The following is a 17837-nucleotide window of genomic DNA, read 5'->3' as shown; positions in this document are numbered from 1 at the left end:
TCCTAGCTGGCGAGGTCGTCGTGGTCGGTGGGGTGGAGGTCGACGGGACGCGTCGGGTCGTCCCAGAAGAACGCGATGTGTCTGCCCAGCAGGTGCGGCTGACTGTGGAGTTCGGCCTTCTGGCGCAGGCGGTGTATGGCCATCGGTATCTGCGCCGATGTCGGCACGGAGGCGAAGACGGCTGTGACCACTTCCCGCCGCTCTTCCACGAACACCCCCCTGCGATCCCAGACCGCCAGCCCGATCCCCTCCGCGATGGCCGCCTTCAGCGCCTCCCGCGCGAAGTCGTCCGCCGGTGCGTCCAACACCACCGCGGTGTGTCTGGATTCCCCGGCGAGGGACATCTGCCACGCGTCGAGCCGCTGGGCGTCCTGTCCGCTCCAGCCGTGCACGGTGACGCCATGCCGGCGCAGGGCCCGCCAGCGCTCGCGCCACTGGCTTCGCACCAGGACATCGTCCGTCCGCATCCGCTCCAGACTGCGCAGGTGTACGCCGTACTTCAGGCCCAGCGGCAGGGGTCGCCCGTCGCCGGAGCGCACCGGCAGGCCGGCGACATCATGGTTGAGCAGGTCGTACGGAAGGACGAACTCGATGTACGGCGGCTGCTGGTCGCGTCCGCCCGGATCGGGCTCGCGCTGTGCGGCCCAGAGCCGGGCACCCTGCTGGAGCGCTTTCTCCACGGCCCGTCCCAGACCGTCCAGTGTGGTGACGGACGGTTCCCCGGGCTGGGGGTCCCAGTGCCCCGCGACCGTGTTGAGCCAGGTACGGACGACGACTTGGTCGGTCCCGTCCCGGGTGGGTTCGACCGCGATGATCAGACAGCGGGGGACGTCGGGGTCGCTGGTCACGGCGACCCGGTCGGCGCGGCGCCTGCGGATCGCCTCGGTGAGTCCGGCGCGGTGAGCCCAGCCGTCGACCCAGGCGGTGAGGGCGGCGCGGTGGGGTGCGGGGGCGAGCCGGGCGGCGTGGTCGACCAGGAGCACGGCGGGCGGCAGACCGTCGAGCTGAGTGCTCCACTCGACGACATGGGTGAAGAGCTGTTCGGGAGTGAGGCCGTCGGGGAGCTGGAGGCCGTGGAGTTCCTCGACGAGGCCGTCGCGCAGGCGGGTCGCGGACACCTGGGCCCGGGCCTCGGCCAGTAACGCGCGGGCGGTGGCCTCGTCGTGGCCGGAGAGCGGGCCGGGCACTTCGGGGGCGGGCGGGGCGGCCGGCTCGATGAGCCGGTGGAGCTCGTCGGCCGCGGCGGGCCCCTCGAAGATCCTCACCACCGTGACCAGCACGCGCTCGCCGTTCGGCACGCTCAGCGCCGCACGTACCAGCCTCACCACGTCTTCGCGGAGCTTGACGCCGCGGATGTCGACCGGCCGGTTCAGATGCTCGCCGAGAACCAGTGCGAACTGCGTCCGCTCCTGTGGGTCCGCCATGCAGCCCAGTTCGCAGAACGCGTCGGTCAGCCGTAGGAGAAGCTCCAGGCCCCGGGCGCGCGCGGCCTCGTCGTCCGGCTCACCCGCCGTACCGAAACCCGCGCCTGTCACCACCGACTTTCCCCCTGAGCCGGTTACGCCTGCCTGACCGTCCGGAAGTTAGCACGGCAACCAGCGGTTAACCAGGGACGAGTGGGACCGGGCCGACGGGAGCGGCGGGTCCGGCCGAGATCGCCCCCTTCACGAGGGCGACCTGGCCGGAAACCGCCGCCGGGCCCGGCTCAGAGCCGGGGGTCGACCGGCTCGGACTCCAGGGCGAGGACCGCGAATACCGCTTCGTGGACGCGCCACAGGGGCTCGCCGTCCGCCAGGCGGTCCAGGGCCTCCAGGCCGAGGGCGTACTCGCGGATCGCCAGCGACCGCTTGTGGTTCAGGAACCGCTGCCGCAGACGGGCCAGGTTGTCCGGGCGGGTGTACTCCGGGCCGTAGATGATCCGCAGGTACTCCCGGCCGCGGCACTTGATGCCGGGCTGCACCAGCCGCCCCTGCGCGTCGCGCACGAGGGCGCCGACCGGCTTGACGACCATGCCCTCGCCGCCGCGCCCGGTCATCTCCAGCCACCAGTCGACACCGGCCCGCACCGACTCCGGGTCACCGGTGTCGACGTAGAGCCGCCGGGTGGTCTGCAGCAGCCCGGTGCCGTCGTGCTCCACCAGCCGGTCCAGTAGGACCAGTTGCTCGTCGTGCGGCAGCCCGGCGAGGCTGCGTCCGCGCACGGCCAGGATCTGGAACGGGGCGAGGCGCACGCCGTCCAGCCCGTCGGTGGTCCAGCAGTAGCGGCGGTACGCCGCGGTGAAGGCGGCCGCGTCGGCGGCCCGTTCGCGCTGGCGCTCCAGCAGGCCGCCCACGTCGACCCCGCGCGCGGCGGCACCCTCCAGCGCCGACAGCACGTCCGGGAACACCGCCCCGGATGCGGCGCCGACCGCGGCGTACTGGCTGCGCAGCAGCCCGGACGCCTTCAGCGACCACGGCATCAGCTCCGCGTCGAGCAGCAGCCAGTCCGTGTCCAGCTCGGCCCACAGCCCGGCGGCGCCGATCGCCTCCCGCAGCCGGCCGAGGATCGCCTCGGTGACCGTCTCGTCGTCGAAGAAGGGACGCCCGGTGCGGGTGTACAGCGAGCCGGTCGGCCCTGCCCCGCTCGCAGGGGAGGAGCCGCCCACCCCGAACCGCTTCCGCGCGGCCTCCGCGTCCTTGCAGACCAGCGCCACCGCCCGCGAGCCCATGTGCTTCTCCTCGCACACGACCCGCGCGACACCGTCCCGGGCGTACTGCGCGAACGCCTCCGCCGGGTGCTCCAGATAGCCGTCCTCGTGGCTGGTCGCGGTCGGCGCCATGGTCGGCGGCAGGTACGGCAGCAGTCTCGGGTCGATGGCGAAGCGGCTCATGACCTCCAGCGCGGCGGCCCCGTTCTCCTCGCGCACCGAGATCCGGCCCGCGTACCGGGTCTCCACGATCCGCCGGCCGGCCACGTCCGCCAGGTCCAGCGGCCGCCCGTCGTGCCCGCCGGGTGCGTCGCTGCGCAGCGGCTTCACCGGCTCGTACCAGACCCGCTGGGCCGGTACGTCGACCAGCTCCCGCTCCGGCCAGCGCAGCGCGGTGAGCTTGCCGCCGAAGACGGCGCCGGTGTCCAGGCAGATCGTGTTGTTCAGCCAGGTGGCCTCCGGCACCGGGGTGTGGCCGTAGACCACGGCCGCCCGGCCCCGGTAGTCCTCGGCCCACGGGTAGCGCACCGGCAGCCCGAACTCGTCGGTCTCACCGGTGGTGTCGCCGTACAGGGCGTGCGAGCGGACCCGGCCCGAGGTGCGGCCGTGGTACTTCTCCGGCAGGCCGGCGTGGCAGACCACCAGCCGCCCGCCGTCGAGGACGTAGTGGCTGACGAGTCCGTCGATGAACTCGCGCACCTCCTGCCGGAACTCCTCGCTCTCGCCCTCCATCTGCGCGATCGTCTCGGCGAGCCCGTGCGTGTGCTGCACGCCCCGGCCCTTGAGGTAGCGGCCGAACTTGTTCTCGTGGTTGCCCGGCACGCACAGCGCGTTGCCGGACTTGACCATGGACATCACGCGGCGCAGCACACCCGGACTGTCCGGGCCGCGGTCGACCAGGTCGCCGACGAAGACGGCGGTACGGCCCTGGGGGTGCACGCCGTCGACGTAGCCGAGCTTGCCCAGCAGCGCCTCCAGCTCGGCGGAGCAGCCGTGGATGTCGCCGATGATGTCGAACGGGCCGGTGAGGTGGGTGAGGTCGTTGAACCGCTTCTCGGTGACGACGGTGGCGTGCTCGACCTCCGCGACGCCGCGCAGCACGTGCACCTTGCGGAACCCCTCGCGCTCCAAGTTCCGTATGGATCGGCGCAGTTCTCGGATGTGGCGCTGGATGACCCGGCGCGGCATGTCGGCGCGGTCGGTGCGGGCGGCGTTGCGCTCGGCGCAGACCTCCTCGGGCACGTCGAGCACGATGGCTATCGGCAGGACGTCGTGCCGCTTGGCCAGGTCGAGCAGCTGGCGCCGGGACTCCTTCTGCACGCTGGTCGCGTCGACGACCGTGCGGCGGCCGGCGGCGAGCCGCTTGCCCGCGATGTAGTGCAGCACGTCGAAGGCGTCCGCCGACGCGCTCTGGTCGTTCTCGTCGTCGGCGACCAGGCCGCGGCAGAAGTCGGAGGAGATCACCTCGGTCGGCTTGAAGTGCCTGCGGGCGAACGTCGACTTGCCGGAGCCGGAGGCGCCGACGAGCACGACGAGGGAGAGGTCGGTGACGGGGAGGACCCGTCCCTTCGGGGTCTCGGTCATGCTGCCTTCGCCTCCTTCTCGTTCCTGGTGGTGGTCAGGGCGAACACGGCCATCTGGGTGGGCGGTCCGACCTCGGGGTCGTCCGGGCCGACGGGCCGGAACTCCACTTCGTAGCCGTGCCGTGCGGCCACCGCGGCGGCCCAGGTGCGGAACTCCTCGCGGGTCCACTCGAAGCGGTGGTCGCGGTGGCGGACGTGGCCGGCCGGCAGGCTCTCCCAGCGGACGTTGTACTCGACGTTGGGGGTGGTCACGAGGACCGTGCGGGGGCGGGCGGCGCCGAACACCGCGTACTCCAGGGCGGGCAGCCGGGGCAGGTCCACGTGCTCGATGACCTCGCTGAGCACCGCGGCGTCGTAGCCCTTGAGCCGGCTGTCGGTGTAGGCGAGCGATCCCTGCAGGAGCGTGACGCGCGATGCCTGCCGCTCCCCCATGCGGTCCAGCTTCAGCCGGCGGGCGGCGATGGTGAGGGCGCGTGTCGACACGTCGACGCCGACGATCTCGGTGAACCGGGGGTTCTTCAGCAGCGTCTGCACCAGGTGCCCCTCACCGCAGCCCAGGTCGAGGACGCGGGCGGCGCCGGACGCGGTGAGCGCGGCGACGATCGCCTCGCGGCGCCGCACGGCGAGCGGGACGGGCTTGTCGGCTGCGGGCGCTGTGTCCGCGGCGTCCGTGGCGTCCGACGGGTCCGCGGTGGCGGTGGCGGGCTCGGTGACAGTGACCGACTCGGTGACGGTGGCGGGCTCGGTGGTGCCGTCGGGCACGGCCGTGGCCTCAGCCTCGGTACGCGCCTCGGCCCCGATGCCCGCCTCGGCCCCGATGCCCGCCTCGGCCTCGATCTCCGCCTCGGTCCCGGTCTCCGCGGCGACGGCGTTGTCGATGGACTCCACCTCGGTGTCGTCCGTCTCGGCCAGCCGCACCAGCTCCAGGCGGCTCATCGCCTCCCGGGTCAGCGACCAGCGGCGCGTCAGATAGCGGCTGGTGATCAGCTTCTGCTCCGGGTGCTCGGCCAGCCAGCCCTCACCGGCCCGCAGCAGCTTGTCGACCTCGTCGGCGGAGACCCAGTAGTGCTTGGCGTCGTCCAGGACCGGCAGGAGGACGTACAGGTGGCGCAACGCCTCGGCGAGCGTGCGGGTGCCCCCTTCCAGGGTCAGCCGTACGTACCGGGAGTCGCCCCACTCCGGGAACTCGGTGTCGAGGGCGATGGGTTCGGCGGTCACCGTCCAGCCCAGCGGCTCGAAGAGGCGGCGGACCAGGTCGGGGCCGCCGCGGGCGGGCAGCGCGGGCACCTCGACGCGCAGCGGCCGGGCCTGCTCCGGCAGTTCCGGCCGGGCGTGGCAGACCCCGCGCATGGCGCTGGAGAAGACGGCGCCGATGGCCACCGCGAGCAGCGAGGAGGCCGCGTACGGTCGGTCGTTGACGTACTGCGCGAGCGCCGCGTCGGGGGCGCCGCCGCGGCCCTTGCCCTTGCCGCGCCGGACCAGTGCCACCGCGTCGACCTCCAGCAGCAGCGCCGCCGTGCAGCGCTGCTCGTCCGCCTCGGGGTAGAGGACGTGCGCGGTGCCGTAGGAGGTGGAGAACGCCTGGGCCTTGGCGGGATGCTTGTGCAGCAGGTAGCCGAGGTCGGTGGCCGGGCGTCCGGGCGTGCCGGTGGTACTGATCGTCAGGAACATGCGGAGGGCCTCTCCGGCTGGCGGATGGTGTCGGTGTCGGACCGTGTGCCGTACGCGAAAGCCCCCAGGGTGGTGATCCTGGGGGCTTGGGCAGGACGACCGTCATACGATCGCACACCCGACCGGACCTGCGCCTTCGGTTATCCGGCTATAGCCGACGCACCGTCACGACAGCTGCGACTGGACCTGCGAGGCGATCAGCTCCAGGTGGTCGAGGTCGTCGAGGTCGAGGATCTGGAGGTAGATCCGGCTCGATCCGGTCTCGGCGTACCGGCCGATCTTGTCGACTACCTCGGCCGGGGAACCGGCCAGTCCGTTGAGCTTCAGCTCGTCGACCTCGCGGCCGATGGCGGCGGCGCGGCGGGCGACCTCGGCGTCGTCCTTGCCGACGCAGGCGACGAGGGCGTTGGAGTAGATCAGGTCGTCGGCCTTGCGGCCGATCTCCTCGGCGGCGGCCCGCACCCGCCCGAACTGGCGGGCGGTGTCCTCGAGGGAGGCGAAGGGGATGTTGAACTCGTCGGCGTACCGCGCGGCGAGGCGGGGGGTGCGGGTGGCGCCGTGGCCGCCGATGAGGACGGGCAGCTTGCGCTGGGCGGGCTTGGGGAGGGCGGGCGAGTTCTTGAGGTCGTAGTACGTGCCCTGGAAGTCGAAGGTCTTGCCCGGCTCGGTGGCCCACAGGCCGGTGACGATCGCCAGCTGCTCCTCCAGGCGCCCGAACTTCTCCTTCGGGAAGGGGATGCCGTACGCGGTGTGCTCCTCCTCGAACCAGCCCGCGCCCAGTCCGAGCTCGACCCGGCCGCCGGACATCTGGTCGACCTGGGCGACCTGGATGGCGAGGACACCGGGCAGCCGGAAGGTGGCGGCGGTCATCAGCGTGCCGAGACGGATGCGCTTGGTCTCGCGGGCGAGTCCGGCGAGGGTGATCCAGGCGTCCGTGGGGCCGGGCAGGCCGTCGACGGAGCCCATCTTCAGATAGTGGTCGGAACGGAAGAACGCGTCGAACCCGAGATCCTCGGTGGCCTTCGCCACGGTGAGCAGGGTGTCGTAGCTGGCGCCCTGCTGGGGTTCGGTGAAGATTCGAAGATCCATGGGTCCATCCTGCCTCGCCGGGGTGCGGGCGGGGTGGTGCGGGGTCCGGTGGGCGCCCCCGCGCCGCGCCGTGCCCCCGTCGTCCCCGGGCGGGTGAATAACGTCAACCGCGGCGCGGGGACGCGCCCGGGCCAGTGACCCGGTCTGGTGGTGATCGTTGGCTCGGGCGGAGCCGGACCGCCCGGGTCCCGCACCGGCGTGTCGTCGCCGGGGCGCCCCCGTACCGGCCCCTTGAGGGCCGCGGGCCGAGGAGGCCGTCATGTCCGAGGAAGCCGAGCCGCAGCAGGGCGGGTCCGCCCAGCCGAAGGGGCTGCTGCAGCAGATGGAGGAGGTGATGGCGGCGCTGAACGCGAACCTGTCCGCGCTGAACGCGGACCTCCAGGCGGCGGGCCGCGAGCCCGCGGGGGCCGCCGAGGAAGGGAGCCGCCAGGGGGCGGAGCCTCCCGTGGCGTGAGGCGAGGTGGAGGGGGATCCGCTCTCACTCGGGGGTCCCGTCTCACTCCGGTGCGGGAACTCCCTCAGGGGCGCGGGGAACTGCGCGACCAGCCCCGCACGGCCCGCATGCGCCGCGAGACGGCGTGGAGCACATCGGCGGGCGGTGCACCATGGCCGGCCGGGCACCATGGCGAGCAGAGCACCACGGCGGACAGCGCACCACGGCGGGCAGAGCACCACGGCGGGCAGCTGTCCGCACCCGGCGGGAGCCGGTGCGCGGGAGCGCGGGACTCAGCCCGCCTCCCGCTGGGGTATCGCCTGTTCTCGGTCCGCCAGTCTGCGCAGCAGCTCGCGGACCCGGTCGCGGGACTCGTCCGCCGCGTCGATGGCCTCCATGCACTGCCAGTACGTCGCCTCGTCGGGCGCGGAGCAGGCGATGCCGACGAGAGCGATGCCGACCTCGCCGAGCAGTCCGCCGAGGTGGGTCAGCGCCCGCCGGGCGTCGCCCAGTTCGGTCAACTGGGCCGCGCGCAGTTCGCCCGGGGCGAGGTCCGGGGTCTCCAGCACCCCGCAGCCCCGGCCCGCCAGTTCCGTCAACCCGATCGCCTCGCCGCGTAGTTCGGGCGGGCCGAAGACGGCGAGGCGGCTGCCGATCGCCTGCGCCAGCGCCTGGGCCTGCCACACCTCCGTCATGATCTGCGGCACCTCGCCGCTCGCCGCCAGGGCACGCCTGCTCGTCAGGATGAGCCGCACCGCCTCCATGCGCTGTCCCCGTCTGTCCCGACGCGCTTTCGGCGCGTCCACCCGACTCCACTGGTTCACTACCCAGAGTGAGGGTCAGCGAGGCAAAAGGCCAGAGGAAGACGGAAATTGTGGACAACAATTCGGATTCGCCTCAGATATTGACTGCGGAGAGTAATACCGGATCAGATCATTCCGGGGCGGGGAACCGCTGCTCGTTGCGGTCGATCTTCGCGTCGAGAGCGGCCAGCGGGTCGACGCCGAGCACGTCGCAGAGCCGGAGCAGATAGGCGAGTACGTCCGCGACCTCGTCCCTGACGCGGTGCGCGGTGTCCGGGTCGGACATCACACGCGTCGACTCCTCCGGGGACAGCCACTGGAAGATCTCGACCAGTTCGGAGGCCTCCACGCTGAGCGCGGCCACCAGGTTCTTGGGCGTGTGGTACGGCTGCCAGTCGCGGGCCGCGGCGAACTCGGCGAGCCGGCGTTGCAGCCGGCGGACGTCGAGCGGTTCACGCGGAGGCATCTGCCCCTCGCGCGGCGGGTGCTGAGGTGCCTGGGGTCTATGGGCTGCCGCGGGTGTCTTCGGTGCCTGGGATTGCTCGTGCGGTTCTCGGGAGATCACGCCCTCAGATGTACCACCGTCACCCCGCTCTGCCCGGCCGCCCAGGACGCGTCGCTCACCGCGCCGAGCAGGCGGATGTGCCCGTCCCGCGCGGACTTCGTCGCGAGCCGCAGCAGCGCGCGCCGCTGCGCCGCGTCCACCTGCCGGTCGAGTCCGTCGGCGAGCACGGTCAGCGCCCGGAGCGCGGCGGGCACCTCGCCGGGCGGGTCGACCTCCAGGACACCGGGTCCGGTGAGCAGCACCAACGCCAGAGCCAGATAGCGCAATTCGCCGTCGCCGAGCCGCGCGAAGTCGGTGCGCAGGCCGTCCCCCCGGTCGAGCACGGCGCGCACGGTGCCGTGGCCGGCCGGTTCGGCGAACACGTCCACGACGGGTCCGGCGCAGCCGGCGGCCACCTCCTGCACGAACCGGTCGTGCCGCCGCGCGCACTCGGCGCGGGTGCGCCACAGTACGTCGGCGAGGTTGTCACAGCCGCCGAACAGCCGTCCGGAACCGGCCGGCACGGGCGCCCGCATCCGGTCGGGCAGCGGATCGCAGGCGAAGACGGACCGCAGGGCGACCACCATCTGCTCGGCGGCGGCCAGCACCTGGCGCTCTCCGTCGGTCGTGCCCGCGACGCGCAGCGGCAGCAGCGCGGTCCCGAGCCGGTCGTCGGACAGCGGGGCACGGACGACCGGGGCCTGACCGCCCGTGTGCCAGGCGGCCTGGACCACGCGCCGGGCCGGGTCGCGCAGCGCGGTCTCCAGCAGCACCACCCCGCGCGCGGTCAGCCGCTCCCCCACGATCCGCAGCTCCGGCTCGGCCTGGACCGCGAGGTCGAGCCGGACCGGCCCCTCGGGCCCGTCGGCGGTACAGCCGATCCGGAACCCGCGCCTGCCCTGCGCGTCCGGCGCCACCCGCTCGGGCACGCACGCCACCGGCTCCCGGAACACCTCGCCCACCGGCGCGCCCCCCGCGAGCCGAGCCAGCGCCTCGTACGCCCGCAACGCACTGCTCTTGCCCGCCCCGCTCGGCCCGGCCAGCAAGGTCACCGCCCCCAACGGCAGCCCGACCCCCCGATGCCCGGCGAACGCGGACAGCCGCAACTCACTGAGATGGGGCCGCAGCGGACGGGGCGGGCGATCCGGTGCCCCGGATTCCCACGGGGACGGATTGCGGGTGCCGGGCGTGGACGCACCGGAGGAAACAGCCATGTCCGGACCGTAGGCCCCCCGTCGGCGGGTGAACCGTTCCGCTCGGGGGGCTTCCTACGATCGGGCGACCCGGTGGGCCGGCTCAGACGCCGGGCAGGCTTGCGCCCTCCATCAGGCCCTGGACCTCGGTGCCGGGTGGGGTGAGGAGGAAGACGTTGCGGTCGACGCGGTGCATTCCGCTGGCCAGGCCGAAGACGACACCGGTGCTGAAGTCGAGGACGCGCTTGGCGACCTCGGTCTCCGCGCCGGTGAGGTCGAGGAGGACCGGGATGCCGGACATGAGGGTCTCGGCGACCTCGCGGGCGTCCGCGAAGACGTTCACCCGCAGCACCACGAACCGGCGGCGCGTCTCCGTCTCGGCGTCGGGCAGCGTGCGGTGGTTCACCGCGGACGGCCACGCGTCGCGGCCTCTCAGCGGCACGACCTGGGCGAGCCCCTCCCACTGTTCATCGGTGACGTCGTGACCGTGACGGTTCACCGGCTCCCCCCGATCTGACTCGCACTCATCGCCTGCACCAGCCAATTCTTACGCCAAGTCACCCGTTCGGCCCAACAGCGACACGGTGCGCGACAGAGAGTGATGCGTCTTTCGCCGCTGTCCTCCCGGTACCTCCCCGGTTCTTCCTCGGTGCTTCCTCGGTGCTTCCTCAGTGCTTCAGAGGCCGAGTGCCGTGCCTTCGGTGCTGGTGCTACGGGTGAGCAGGTCGGCGACGCGAGCGATCAGCTGGCTCTCCTGGCCGTCGCGGGCGGTCGTCGGATGGTAGGCGAGCACGAAGCGGCGCCGCTGGTCCAGGGTGGAGAACGCGGCGTTCTTGTAGCCGTACGTCTCGCCGGTCTTGCCCCAGAGCGTGACGCCGTTGACCGTGGCCTGTTGCAGGCCGGTGCTGTAGCGGGCCGGGGAGCCGTCCAGCATGCGCACGTCCTTCGGCGGCAGCGTGAACATCAGCCGAAGCAGTTCGGGCGGGAGCAGTTCGCCGGAGAACAGGGCGGCGAGCATCCGGTCGACGTCGGTCGTGGTGGAGATCATGTCGCCCTCACCGCGCACGGACGACGGATCGTAGGCGGTGATGTCCCGCAGGCTGCCGTCGGTCATGCGCAGATAGCCGTGCACGTGCCGGCCGTGGATGTACGGGTCGTCGCCGGGCACGACGGTGTGCGCCAGGTCCAGCGGACGCGTGATGCGGTCTCTGACGGCTTCCCCGTACGGGCGGCCGGTCACCTGGTCGATGATCAGTGCGGCCAGTACGTAGTTGATGCCGCGGTATTCCTGCCGGGTGCCCGGGGCGAACTTCAGCGGACCGTGGGTCGCCGTCGCCACCCACTCCCGCGGCGTCCAGTGATCTAAGCGGTGGCGCAGCACCTCCTCCGGGGTCTTCGGCTCCGGTATGCCGACGTGGTCGGGCAGTCCGCTGGTGTGGTTCAGCAGGTGGGCCACGGTGACAGCCGCGAAGCGGCGCGGCAGCAGTCCCGGCAGGAGGCGCCGCACCGACGCGTCCAGGTCGACGCGGCCCTCCGCTGCCAGCTGCAGCATCACCGTGGCGACGAAGACCTTGGTGATGCTGCCGATGCGGACCTTGTGGCGGGCCGTCACCGGCCGTGGCGTGTGGATGTCGGCCACGCCCGAGGTGCCGTACCAGTGGCCGGCCGGGCCGCCCACGCGTAACTGGGCGGCGGTGGACGGCGGATGCTCCAGATCGTCGATCGCGGCCCGCAGGGCGATCGGATCCAGTGGCGGGAGCGGCGGGAGCGGCGGGTGCTGTGCGGGCGAGGCGTGGGCGCGGCGTGCGGGCAGCATCGCGGTGGTGGCCAGCGCGGCCGTCCCCCACAGGGCGACGCCCGCGAAGGCCCTTCGGGACATACGCGTTGAGGTCATGTCCTCACCCTGTCAGCGGGCGCGCGCCCGTACATCAGGGTCCGCCCCGGAGTGATCCCCGATCACACCCTGACCCGACCAGCAGACGGATGACCTGCCCGGCCCCACCCCTTCACGCGGAGTGGACGGTCTCGGGTTCCGGGGGTGCCTCGGTGGCGGACCCGTCCTGCCGTGCGGCCCGTGGGGGCTTGATGCGGAAGGCGAGGAAGGCACCGGCGACGGCGGCGATGCCGCCGGTCAGCGCGGACAGCCGCAGGCCGTCGACCACGTCGCCGACCGAGTTGGCGGCGCCCTCGTTCAGGTCCAGGCCGGCGTTGGCGACGGCGATGAGCAGGGCCATGCCGACCGCGCCGCCGATCTGGGCCGACGTCTGCGTGAGGCCGGAAGCGACACCCTGCTCGTCGGGGGCGGCGTCCGAGCCCGCGGCCATGAACATCGCCGGGTAGATCATGCCGGCGAACAGGCCCCACAGCAGGACGGCGGGGAGCAGCGGCAGGAAGCCGGTGTCGGTGGACATGGTCAGCGACAGGACGATCATCGAGGCGCCGACCCCGGTCAGGCCGGAGAACAGCGCCCCGCGGACGCCCCAGCGCTTGACGACGGCCGGCAGCAGCTTGCCGGAGCCGAGCATGGCGACCGCGCTCATCGGCAGGAACGCGAGACCGGCCTCCAGCGGGCTGTAGCCGAGGACGTCCTGGAGCTGGATGAAGAACAGGTAGTGCAGGGTGTTGATGGCGCCCTGGAAGACGAAGATGATCAGCATCGCGGTCAGCAGGCCGCGGTAGCCGAACAGCCGCGGCGGGGCCAGCGGGTCCGCGGCCTTGGCCTCCACGGCGAAGAACGCGACACCGAGGACCAGTCCGACCGCGATGGTGGTCAGCGTCCGGGCGGAACTCCAGCCCGCCTCGGGGCCGTTGATCAGGCCGTAGACCAGCAGGGTGGACGCGGCGGTGGCGAGCAGCGCGCCGTGGACGTCGAACGCGCGGGAGTCACCGCTGCGGGCGTCGGGTGCCAGCCAGGCGTAGCAGCCGGCCACGGCGAGCACGCACAGCGGCACATTGACGAAGAACACCCAGGCCCAGCCCAGGTAGTCGGTGAGCAGACCGCCGACCAGGGAGCCGATGATGGCGCCGGACGCGCCGGCCGTTCCCCAGACCGCGTACGCCCGGTTGCGGACCGGGCCCTCCTCGAAGCCGGTGTTGATCAGCGAGAGGGTGGCCGGGAAGAGCAGCGCGCCACCGAGGCCCTGCACGACGCGCGCGGCGACGAGCAGGCCCGGTTCGGTGGCGAGACCGCCGGCGGTCGAGGCGAGCGCGTACAGCGCGAGGGCGAGGACCAGCATCCGGCGGGCGCCCAGCCGGTCGACCGCGCGGCCGCCGAGCAGCAGGGCGCCGCCGAGACCGACGGAGTAGGCGCTGACGACCCACTGCAGGGACTGCGCGGAGAAGCCGACCTCTCGGCCGATCTCGGGCAGCGCCACGTAGACGATGTTGTAGTCGACGGAGAAGACGAGCATGCAGAACGCCAGCAGTGCCATCTTCACCCCCGGCCGTCGCGGGGACCCGACAGGCCGGGCGGGAGCTTCGGCAGACATACGTCGCCTTCCGTTCGCAGGGTTGTGACGAGAACCCAGAAAACAAACCGCCGCCGCTGTTTGTCAAGGGTGGGCGCGGGGATCGACGGCAGCGGACGGCACCCCATCTCCCGGCAGAGCCTCACCGAGAGGGCGCAAACGGGAAGAAAACGGGCGAGCGAAGCCCAGATGCCTACTCGGCACGAGATCCGGCTGGCTTCAGAAACAGCGCTAGCAGTCGGCTTACGGTGTCACGGAGAGGCGAGGGCGGCAGCTCAGTCAGCCCGCCGGTCTACCGCTCGCCCAGCGAGCAGGTCACCTGCGCCCTGTACGGCGCGACGACGGCCGCCGGCCCATGCCGGAAAGAGACTGGGTGCGCGGTTTTCCCCAGGCGAGAACATGGCGGCCCATCGGCCAAGGTCACGCGCTCGCCGCCGCACCCGCGGCCGGCTGCTCGTCGTCGCGCAGACGGAGGGCCTCCTCGTAGACCCGCTCGGCGCGGTCGGGGGCGACGTCCAGCCGGACGAGGACGCCCGGAACGGCGATGGCGGTCAGGAGGCTGAGCATCAGGTCCGTCACCCGCTCCACCATGTCCGCGTGCCCGGTCATGATCTTGGACAGCACCTGCACACCGGTGAAGCTGCTGGTGAACAGCATGGCCGTGGAGTCCACGTCGACATGCGGCAGCAGTTCGCCGGCCGCCTTCGCCCGGGCCAGGACCTCCCCGTTGTGGTCGATCCACGCCTGCATCGGCACCCTGCGGTCCAGCCCGTCCTGCGGGGAACCCTGGTCCACGGTGAGACGGATACTGCCGCGCACCATGGGGTCACCGACGCGCAGCAGGTGGGCGAGGAGCAGCGCCTCGTCCAGGCTCTGCTGGAGATACAGCTCCCGCGGCGGCACCGGGGGCAGCGCGGACACCTGCCCGGCCAGCACCTCCTGGGCGAGTTCTTCCTTGGAGGAGAAGTGGAAGTACAGCGCGCCCTTGGTCACGCCGCACCTCTTCAGGACCTCCGCGATGGTCGCCGCCTCGTAGCCGACCTCGTCGAACAGCTCCGCCGCCGCCATGACGATCTTCTGGCGCGTACGGATGGCCCGCTCCTGCTGTGCCACTGCACTCCTCCGTCACCTCCCGGACCGAGAAGAGACCGGGAGGTTTAATTCCTGTGGCCCGCAGGGAGCGATGAGCCGGCGCCCGGCCGAACCATCCCCGACCTGCGGGGCCGGGCGCGCGAAAGCGGTCAATTCACGCGTCCGACGGGCACAATAAAACCACCCAGGCGGTTTTGCAAGCTCTGAAAATAAACCGGGCGGTACGAATGGACGACCCCTCCTCCGCCCCACCCCCTTTCTTCCGCCACTCTTGACGTGTTCCTGGCGCAATGGCTTCATGGGGTACGTCTCATGGGAGCGCTCCCACAGCTCCATGGCTCCCTCCCACCCCACCCGCAGGTTTCTTGCCCCACTCCTGGAGTCGCAGTGAGAACGACAAGAAGCGCCGTACTGACCGCCCTGACCGCCCTGGCCACCCTCCTGGGCCTGCTCACCCTCGCCCCGGCCGCCGCCCACGCGCAGTCGCCGCCGACCGCCTCGGGCACCTCCGGCACCCCCGGCACCCCGAGCGCCGCCGCCACCGGTCTGCACATCTCCGGCGGCCGCCTCCTCGAAGGCAACGGCAACGACTTCGTGATGCGCGGCGTCAACCACGCCCACACCTGGTACCCGGGCGAGACCCAGTCGCTGGCCGACATCAAGAAGCTGGGCGCCAACACCGTCCGGGTCGTGCTCTCCGACGGCCACCGCTGGACCCGCAACAGCCCCGCGGACGTCGCGGCCGTCGTCGACGACTGCAAGGCCAACCGGCTGATCTGCGTCCTGGAGGTGCACGACACCACCGGCTACGGCGAGGAAGCCGCCGCCGGCACCCTCGACCACGCCGCGGACTACTGGATCAGCCTCAAGGACGTCCTGGCCGGCGAGGAGGACTACGTCATCGTCAACATCGGCAACGAGCCCTGGGGCAACACCAACCCGCAGGGCTGGACCGAGCCGACGATCGCCGCCATCAAGAAGCTGCGCGCGGCGGGCTTCCAGCACACGATCATGGTGGACGCGCCGAACTGGGGCCAGGACTGGCAGGGCGTCATGCGCGCCAACGCCCAGTCGGTCTACGCCGCCGACCCCACGGGCAACCTGATCTTCTCGATCCACATGTACAGCGTCTACGACACGGCCCAGGAGATCACCGACTACCTGAACGCCTTCGTGAACGCGAAGCTCCCCATCGTCATCGGCGAGTTCGGCGGACCGCCCGACCAGTGGGGCGACCCCGACGAGGACACCATGATGGCCGCCGCCGAACAGCTCGACCTCGGCTACCTGGCCTGGTCCTGGAGCGGCAACACCGATCCCGTCCTCGACCTGACCATCGACTTCGACCCGGCGCGGCTCAGCTCCTGGGGCCAGCGCATCTTCCACGGCGCCAACGGCATCGCGCAGACCTCCCACGAGGCCACGGTCTACGGCGGCACCGGCCCCGACACCCAGGCCCCGACTGCGCCCGGCACCCCCACCGCCTCCGCGGTCTCCCCCACCTCGGTCACCCTGACCTGGCCCGCCGCCTCCGACAACGTTGCCGTCACCGGCTACGACGTGGTCCGCGTCAGCGGCACCACCGAGACGGCCGCCGCGTCCACCACGACCAACCGCGTCACCGTCTCCTCGCTGACCCCCGGCACGTCGTACACCTTCGCGGTCTACGCCAAGGACGCGGCGGGCAACCGCTCCACCCGCTCCGCCACGGTCACCGTCACCACCGAGAAGGACACCGGCACGCCCGGCAGCGGCTGCGCGGTCGGCTACCGCGTGACCAACCAGTGGCCCGGCGGCTTCCAGGGCGAGCTGACCATCCGCAACACCGGCACCGCGCCGGTCAGCGGCTGGACGCTGGCCTTCGCGTTCCCCGACGGCCAGACCATCACCAACATGTGGGGCGGCACCCCCACGCAGACCGGTTCCGCGGTGAAGGTCGCGGCCGCGTCCTACACCGCCACGATCCCGGTGAACGGCTCGGTCACCGTCGGCTTCACCGGCAACCGGGGCGCCACGAACACCGCTCCGACGAGCTTCACCCTCAACGGCACCACCTGCGCGACCAGCTGACGCTCCGGCCGACCGGCGGGGACGAGGGTTCCCGCCGGTCGCACGGGTCAGCCGCCCAACTCGCCCCGCTGAACGGCCGATACGAAGGAGCCCCAGCCGGCGGCGGGGAAGATGATCACGGGGCCGTTCATCTGCTTGCTGTCGCGGACCGGGACGACGGCGTCGAAGTCGCCGCAGACCTCAAGGCAGGCGCCACCGTCGGAGTTGCTGTAGGAACTCTTGCGCCAGGTCGCGGCGTTCAAGGCGAGGTGTCGCACGGTACTTCCTCCAACATACGCAGGATGAACTTCCGCGACTCGGCAGGGGACATGGCCATGTCGCGTACCGCATCGTAGGTCCGTTGAAGGCGCTCGACGGAGCCGTGCTCCTCGATCAGTTCGCCACGGTGTGCGTTTTTCTCGGTGTAAGCCACCGTGTGTCCGGCGGGCTGTCGCAGGAACCATACGTCCGTGCTGTCCAGCCCATAGAGGCCGGCGCTGAACGGCAGCACGTGAAGGGTCACGTTCTCCCAGTCCGCCACCTCCAGCAGGTACTCCAACTGTTTGCGCCAGGCGGACGGGTGCCGCAGCGGGGTGCGCAGGACGGCCTCCGACAGGATCGTCCGAAACGGCGGCGCGTCCTCCCCCTCCAGCAGCTCACGTCGCCCCATCCGGGCCTTGACCTGCCTCCAGCTCAGGCCCCCTGGAGCCGCCCGCCGCCAGCAGCTCCCCCGCGTACTCCGGCGTCTGCAGCAGGCCCGGCACCACGCTCACCGCGAAGTGCCACACACTGACCGCCTCGGCCTCCAGCGCCATGTATTCCCGGTACTGCTCACGGAACTGCGTCTTGTCCGCCCGCGCCAGTTCCCACAGCGCCAGCAACAGGCCCGGCGTCCCGTAGTACTGGTCCAGCGCCTGGACGACCTCGGGTCCGCCCAGCGTCTCGCCCTTCTCCATCTTGCCGAACAGCGACCAGTCCCAGCCCAGCCGCTCCCCGAGCTGCCGCAGGCTCTCCCCGCGCTGGGAGCGCAGGGTGCGCAACTCCTCGGCGAACCGCCTGCGTGGTTCCTGACTGCGGCCGGTGACGAGGCGTCGCTGCGGCAAGGTGACTCCCTCAAGCACTGTGGAAGGTGTGGAAGGTGTGGAACGTGCGCCGGCCTGCGCGGAACCGCACCGCCTCGGCGGCACGTCCCGGACCGGCCGGGAGGCATTGTCGTCACACCTCAAC

General features: G+C 71.9%; 14 protein-coding genes and 1 pseudogene. 2 read left to right on the top strand and 13 right to left on the bottom strand.

The features are described 5' to 3' along the window. Positions 1-2 precede the first annotated feature (2 nt). The 4 genes from G7Z13_RS26775 to G7Z13_RS26760 all read right to left on the bottom strand — a co-directional run bounded on the left by G7Z13_RS26775 (position 3) and on the right by G7Z13_RS26760 (position 7029). A complete protein-coding gene (locus G7Z13_RS26775) occupies positions 3-1538 on the bottom strand; it encodes a hypothetical protein (protein WP_166002777.1) in 1536 nt (511 codons plus the stop codon). A gap of 167 nt (positions 1539-1705) precedes the next feature. Further along, on the bottom strand, positions 1706-4270 hold the full coding sequence (locus G7Z13_RS26770) for a polynucleotide kinase-phosphatase (RefSeq protein ID WP_166002776.1): 2565 nt from the start codon (positions 4268-4270) through the stop codon (positions 1706-1708). Beyond that, entirely contained in the window at positions 4267-5940 is a 1674-nt protein-coding gene (locus tag G7Z13_RS26765) for a 3' terminal RNA ribose 2'-O-methyltransferase Hen1 (RefSeq protein WP_166002775.1), read from the bottom strand. Before G7Z13_RS26765 ends, G7Z13_RS26770 begins: the two co-directional genes overlap by 4 nt. Positions 5941-6105: 165 nt before the next feature. Continuing rightward, positions 6106-7029, bottom strand: a complete 924-nt coding sequence (locus tag G7Z13_RS26760; protein ID WP_166002774.1) for an LLM class F420-dependent oxidoreductase — start codon at positions 7027-7029, stop codon at positions 6106-6108. A gap of 259 nt (positions 7030-7288) precedes the next feature. On the opposite strand from G7Z13_RS26760, the gene G7Z13_RS26755 reads away from it, so the two are divergent. After that, entirely contained in the window at positions 7289-7483 is a 195-nt protein-coding gene (locus G7Z13_RS26755; protein WP_166002773.1) for a hypothetical protein, read from the top strand. A gap of 272 nt (positions 7484-7755) precedes the next feature. Here G7Z13_RS26755 and G7Z13_RS26750 read toward each other — a convergent pair whose 3' ends face one another. The 7 genes from G7Z13_RS26750 to G7Z13_RS26720 all read right to left on the bottom strand — a co-directional run bounded on the left by G7Z13_RS26750 (position 7756) and on the right by G7Z13_RS26720 (position 14582). Further along, positions 7756-8226, bottom strand: a complete 471-nt coding sequence (locus G7Z13_RS26750; RefSeq protein WP_166002772.1) for a DUF6099 family protein — start codon at positions 8224-8226, stop codon at positions 7756-7758. Between the two features lie 169 nt (positions 8227-8395). Next, complete coding sequence (locus tag G7Z13_RS26745) at positions 8396-8731, bottom strand: nucleotide pyrophosphohydrolase (RefSeq protein ID WP_166002771.1); 336 nt, start codon at positions 8729-8731, stop codon at positions 8396-8398. 95 nt (positions 8732-8826) lie between these two features. Continuing rightward, complete coding sequence (locus G7Z13_RS26740) at positions 8827-10023, bottom strand: ATP-binding protein (protein WP_166002770.1); 1197 nt, start codon at positions 10021-10023, stop codon at positions 8827-8829. Between the two features lie 82 nt (positions 10024-10105). Beyond that, positions 10106-10501: a cell division protein SepF gene (locus G7Z13_RS26735; protein ID WP_166002769.1), complete on the bottom strand. Its 396-nt coding sequence runs from the start codon at positions 10499-10501 to the stop codon at positions 10106-10108. Between the two features lie 177 nt (positions 10502-10678). Beyond that, positions 10679-11896, bottom strand: a complete 1218-nt coding sequence (locus G7Z13_RS26730) for a serine hydrolase domain-containing protein (RefSeq protein ID WP_166002768.1) — start codon at positions 11894-11896, stop codon at positions 10679-10681. A 112-nt stretch (positions 11897-12008) separates the two neighbouring features. Continuing rightward, positions 12009-13490 carry an MFS transporter gene (locus tag G7Z13_RS26725; protein ID WP_166002767.1) on the bottom strand — a complete coding sequence of 494 codons (1482 nt, stop codon included), beginning with the start codon at positions 13488-13490 and terminating at the stop codon, positions 12009-12011. A gap of 399 nt (positions 13491-13889) precedes the next feature. Further along, positions 13890-14582, bottom strand: coding sequence for a ScbR family autoregulator-binding transcription factor (locus G7Z13_RS26720; RefSeq protein ID WP_166002766.1), 693 nt, complete (start codon positions 14580-14582; stop codon positions 13890-13892). A 366-nt stretch (positions 14583-14948) separates the two neighbouring features. On the opposite strand from G7Z13_RS26720, the gene G7Z13_RS26715 reads away from it, so the two are divergent. Then, positions 14949-16631, top strand: a complete 1683-nt coding sequence (locus G7Z13_RS26715) for a cellulase family glycosylhydrolase (protein ID WP_240926354.1) — start codon at positions 14949-14951, stop codon at positions 16629-16631. Between the two features lie 47 nt (positions 16632-16678). On the opposite strand, the gene G7Z13_RS26710 is transcribed toward G7Z13_RS26715, so the two are convergent. Then, positions 16679-16888: a DUF397 domain-containing protein gene (locus tag G7Z13_RS26710; RefSeq protein ID WP_166002765.1), complete on the bottom strand. Its 210-nt coding sequence runs from the start codon at positions 16886-16888 to the stop codon at positions 16679-16681. After that, a pseudogene (locus G7Z13_RS26705) lies at positions 16870-17713 on the bottom strand (helix-turn-helix transcriptional regulator). The gene G7Z13_RS26710 and the pseudogene G7Z13_RS26705 overlap by 19 nt, the downstream one beginning before the upstream one ends. Positions 17714-17837 lie beyond the last annotated feature (124 nt).

It is taken from the genome of Streptomyces sp. JB150 (assembly GCF_011193355.1).
Lineage (GTDB): Bacteria > Actinomycetota > Actinomycetes > Streptomycetales > Streptomycetaceae > Streptomyces.
The sequence above is the reverse complement of the archived record's forward strand: the minus strand, read 5'-3'. Positions and strand labels throughout refer to the sequence as shown.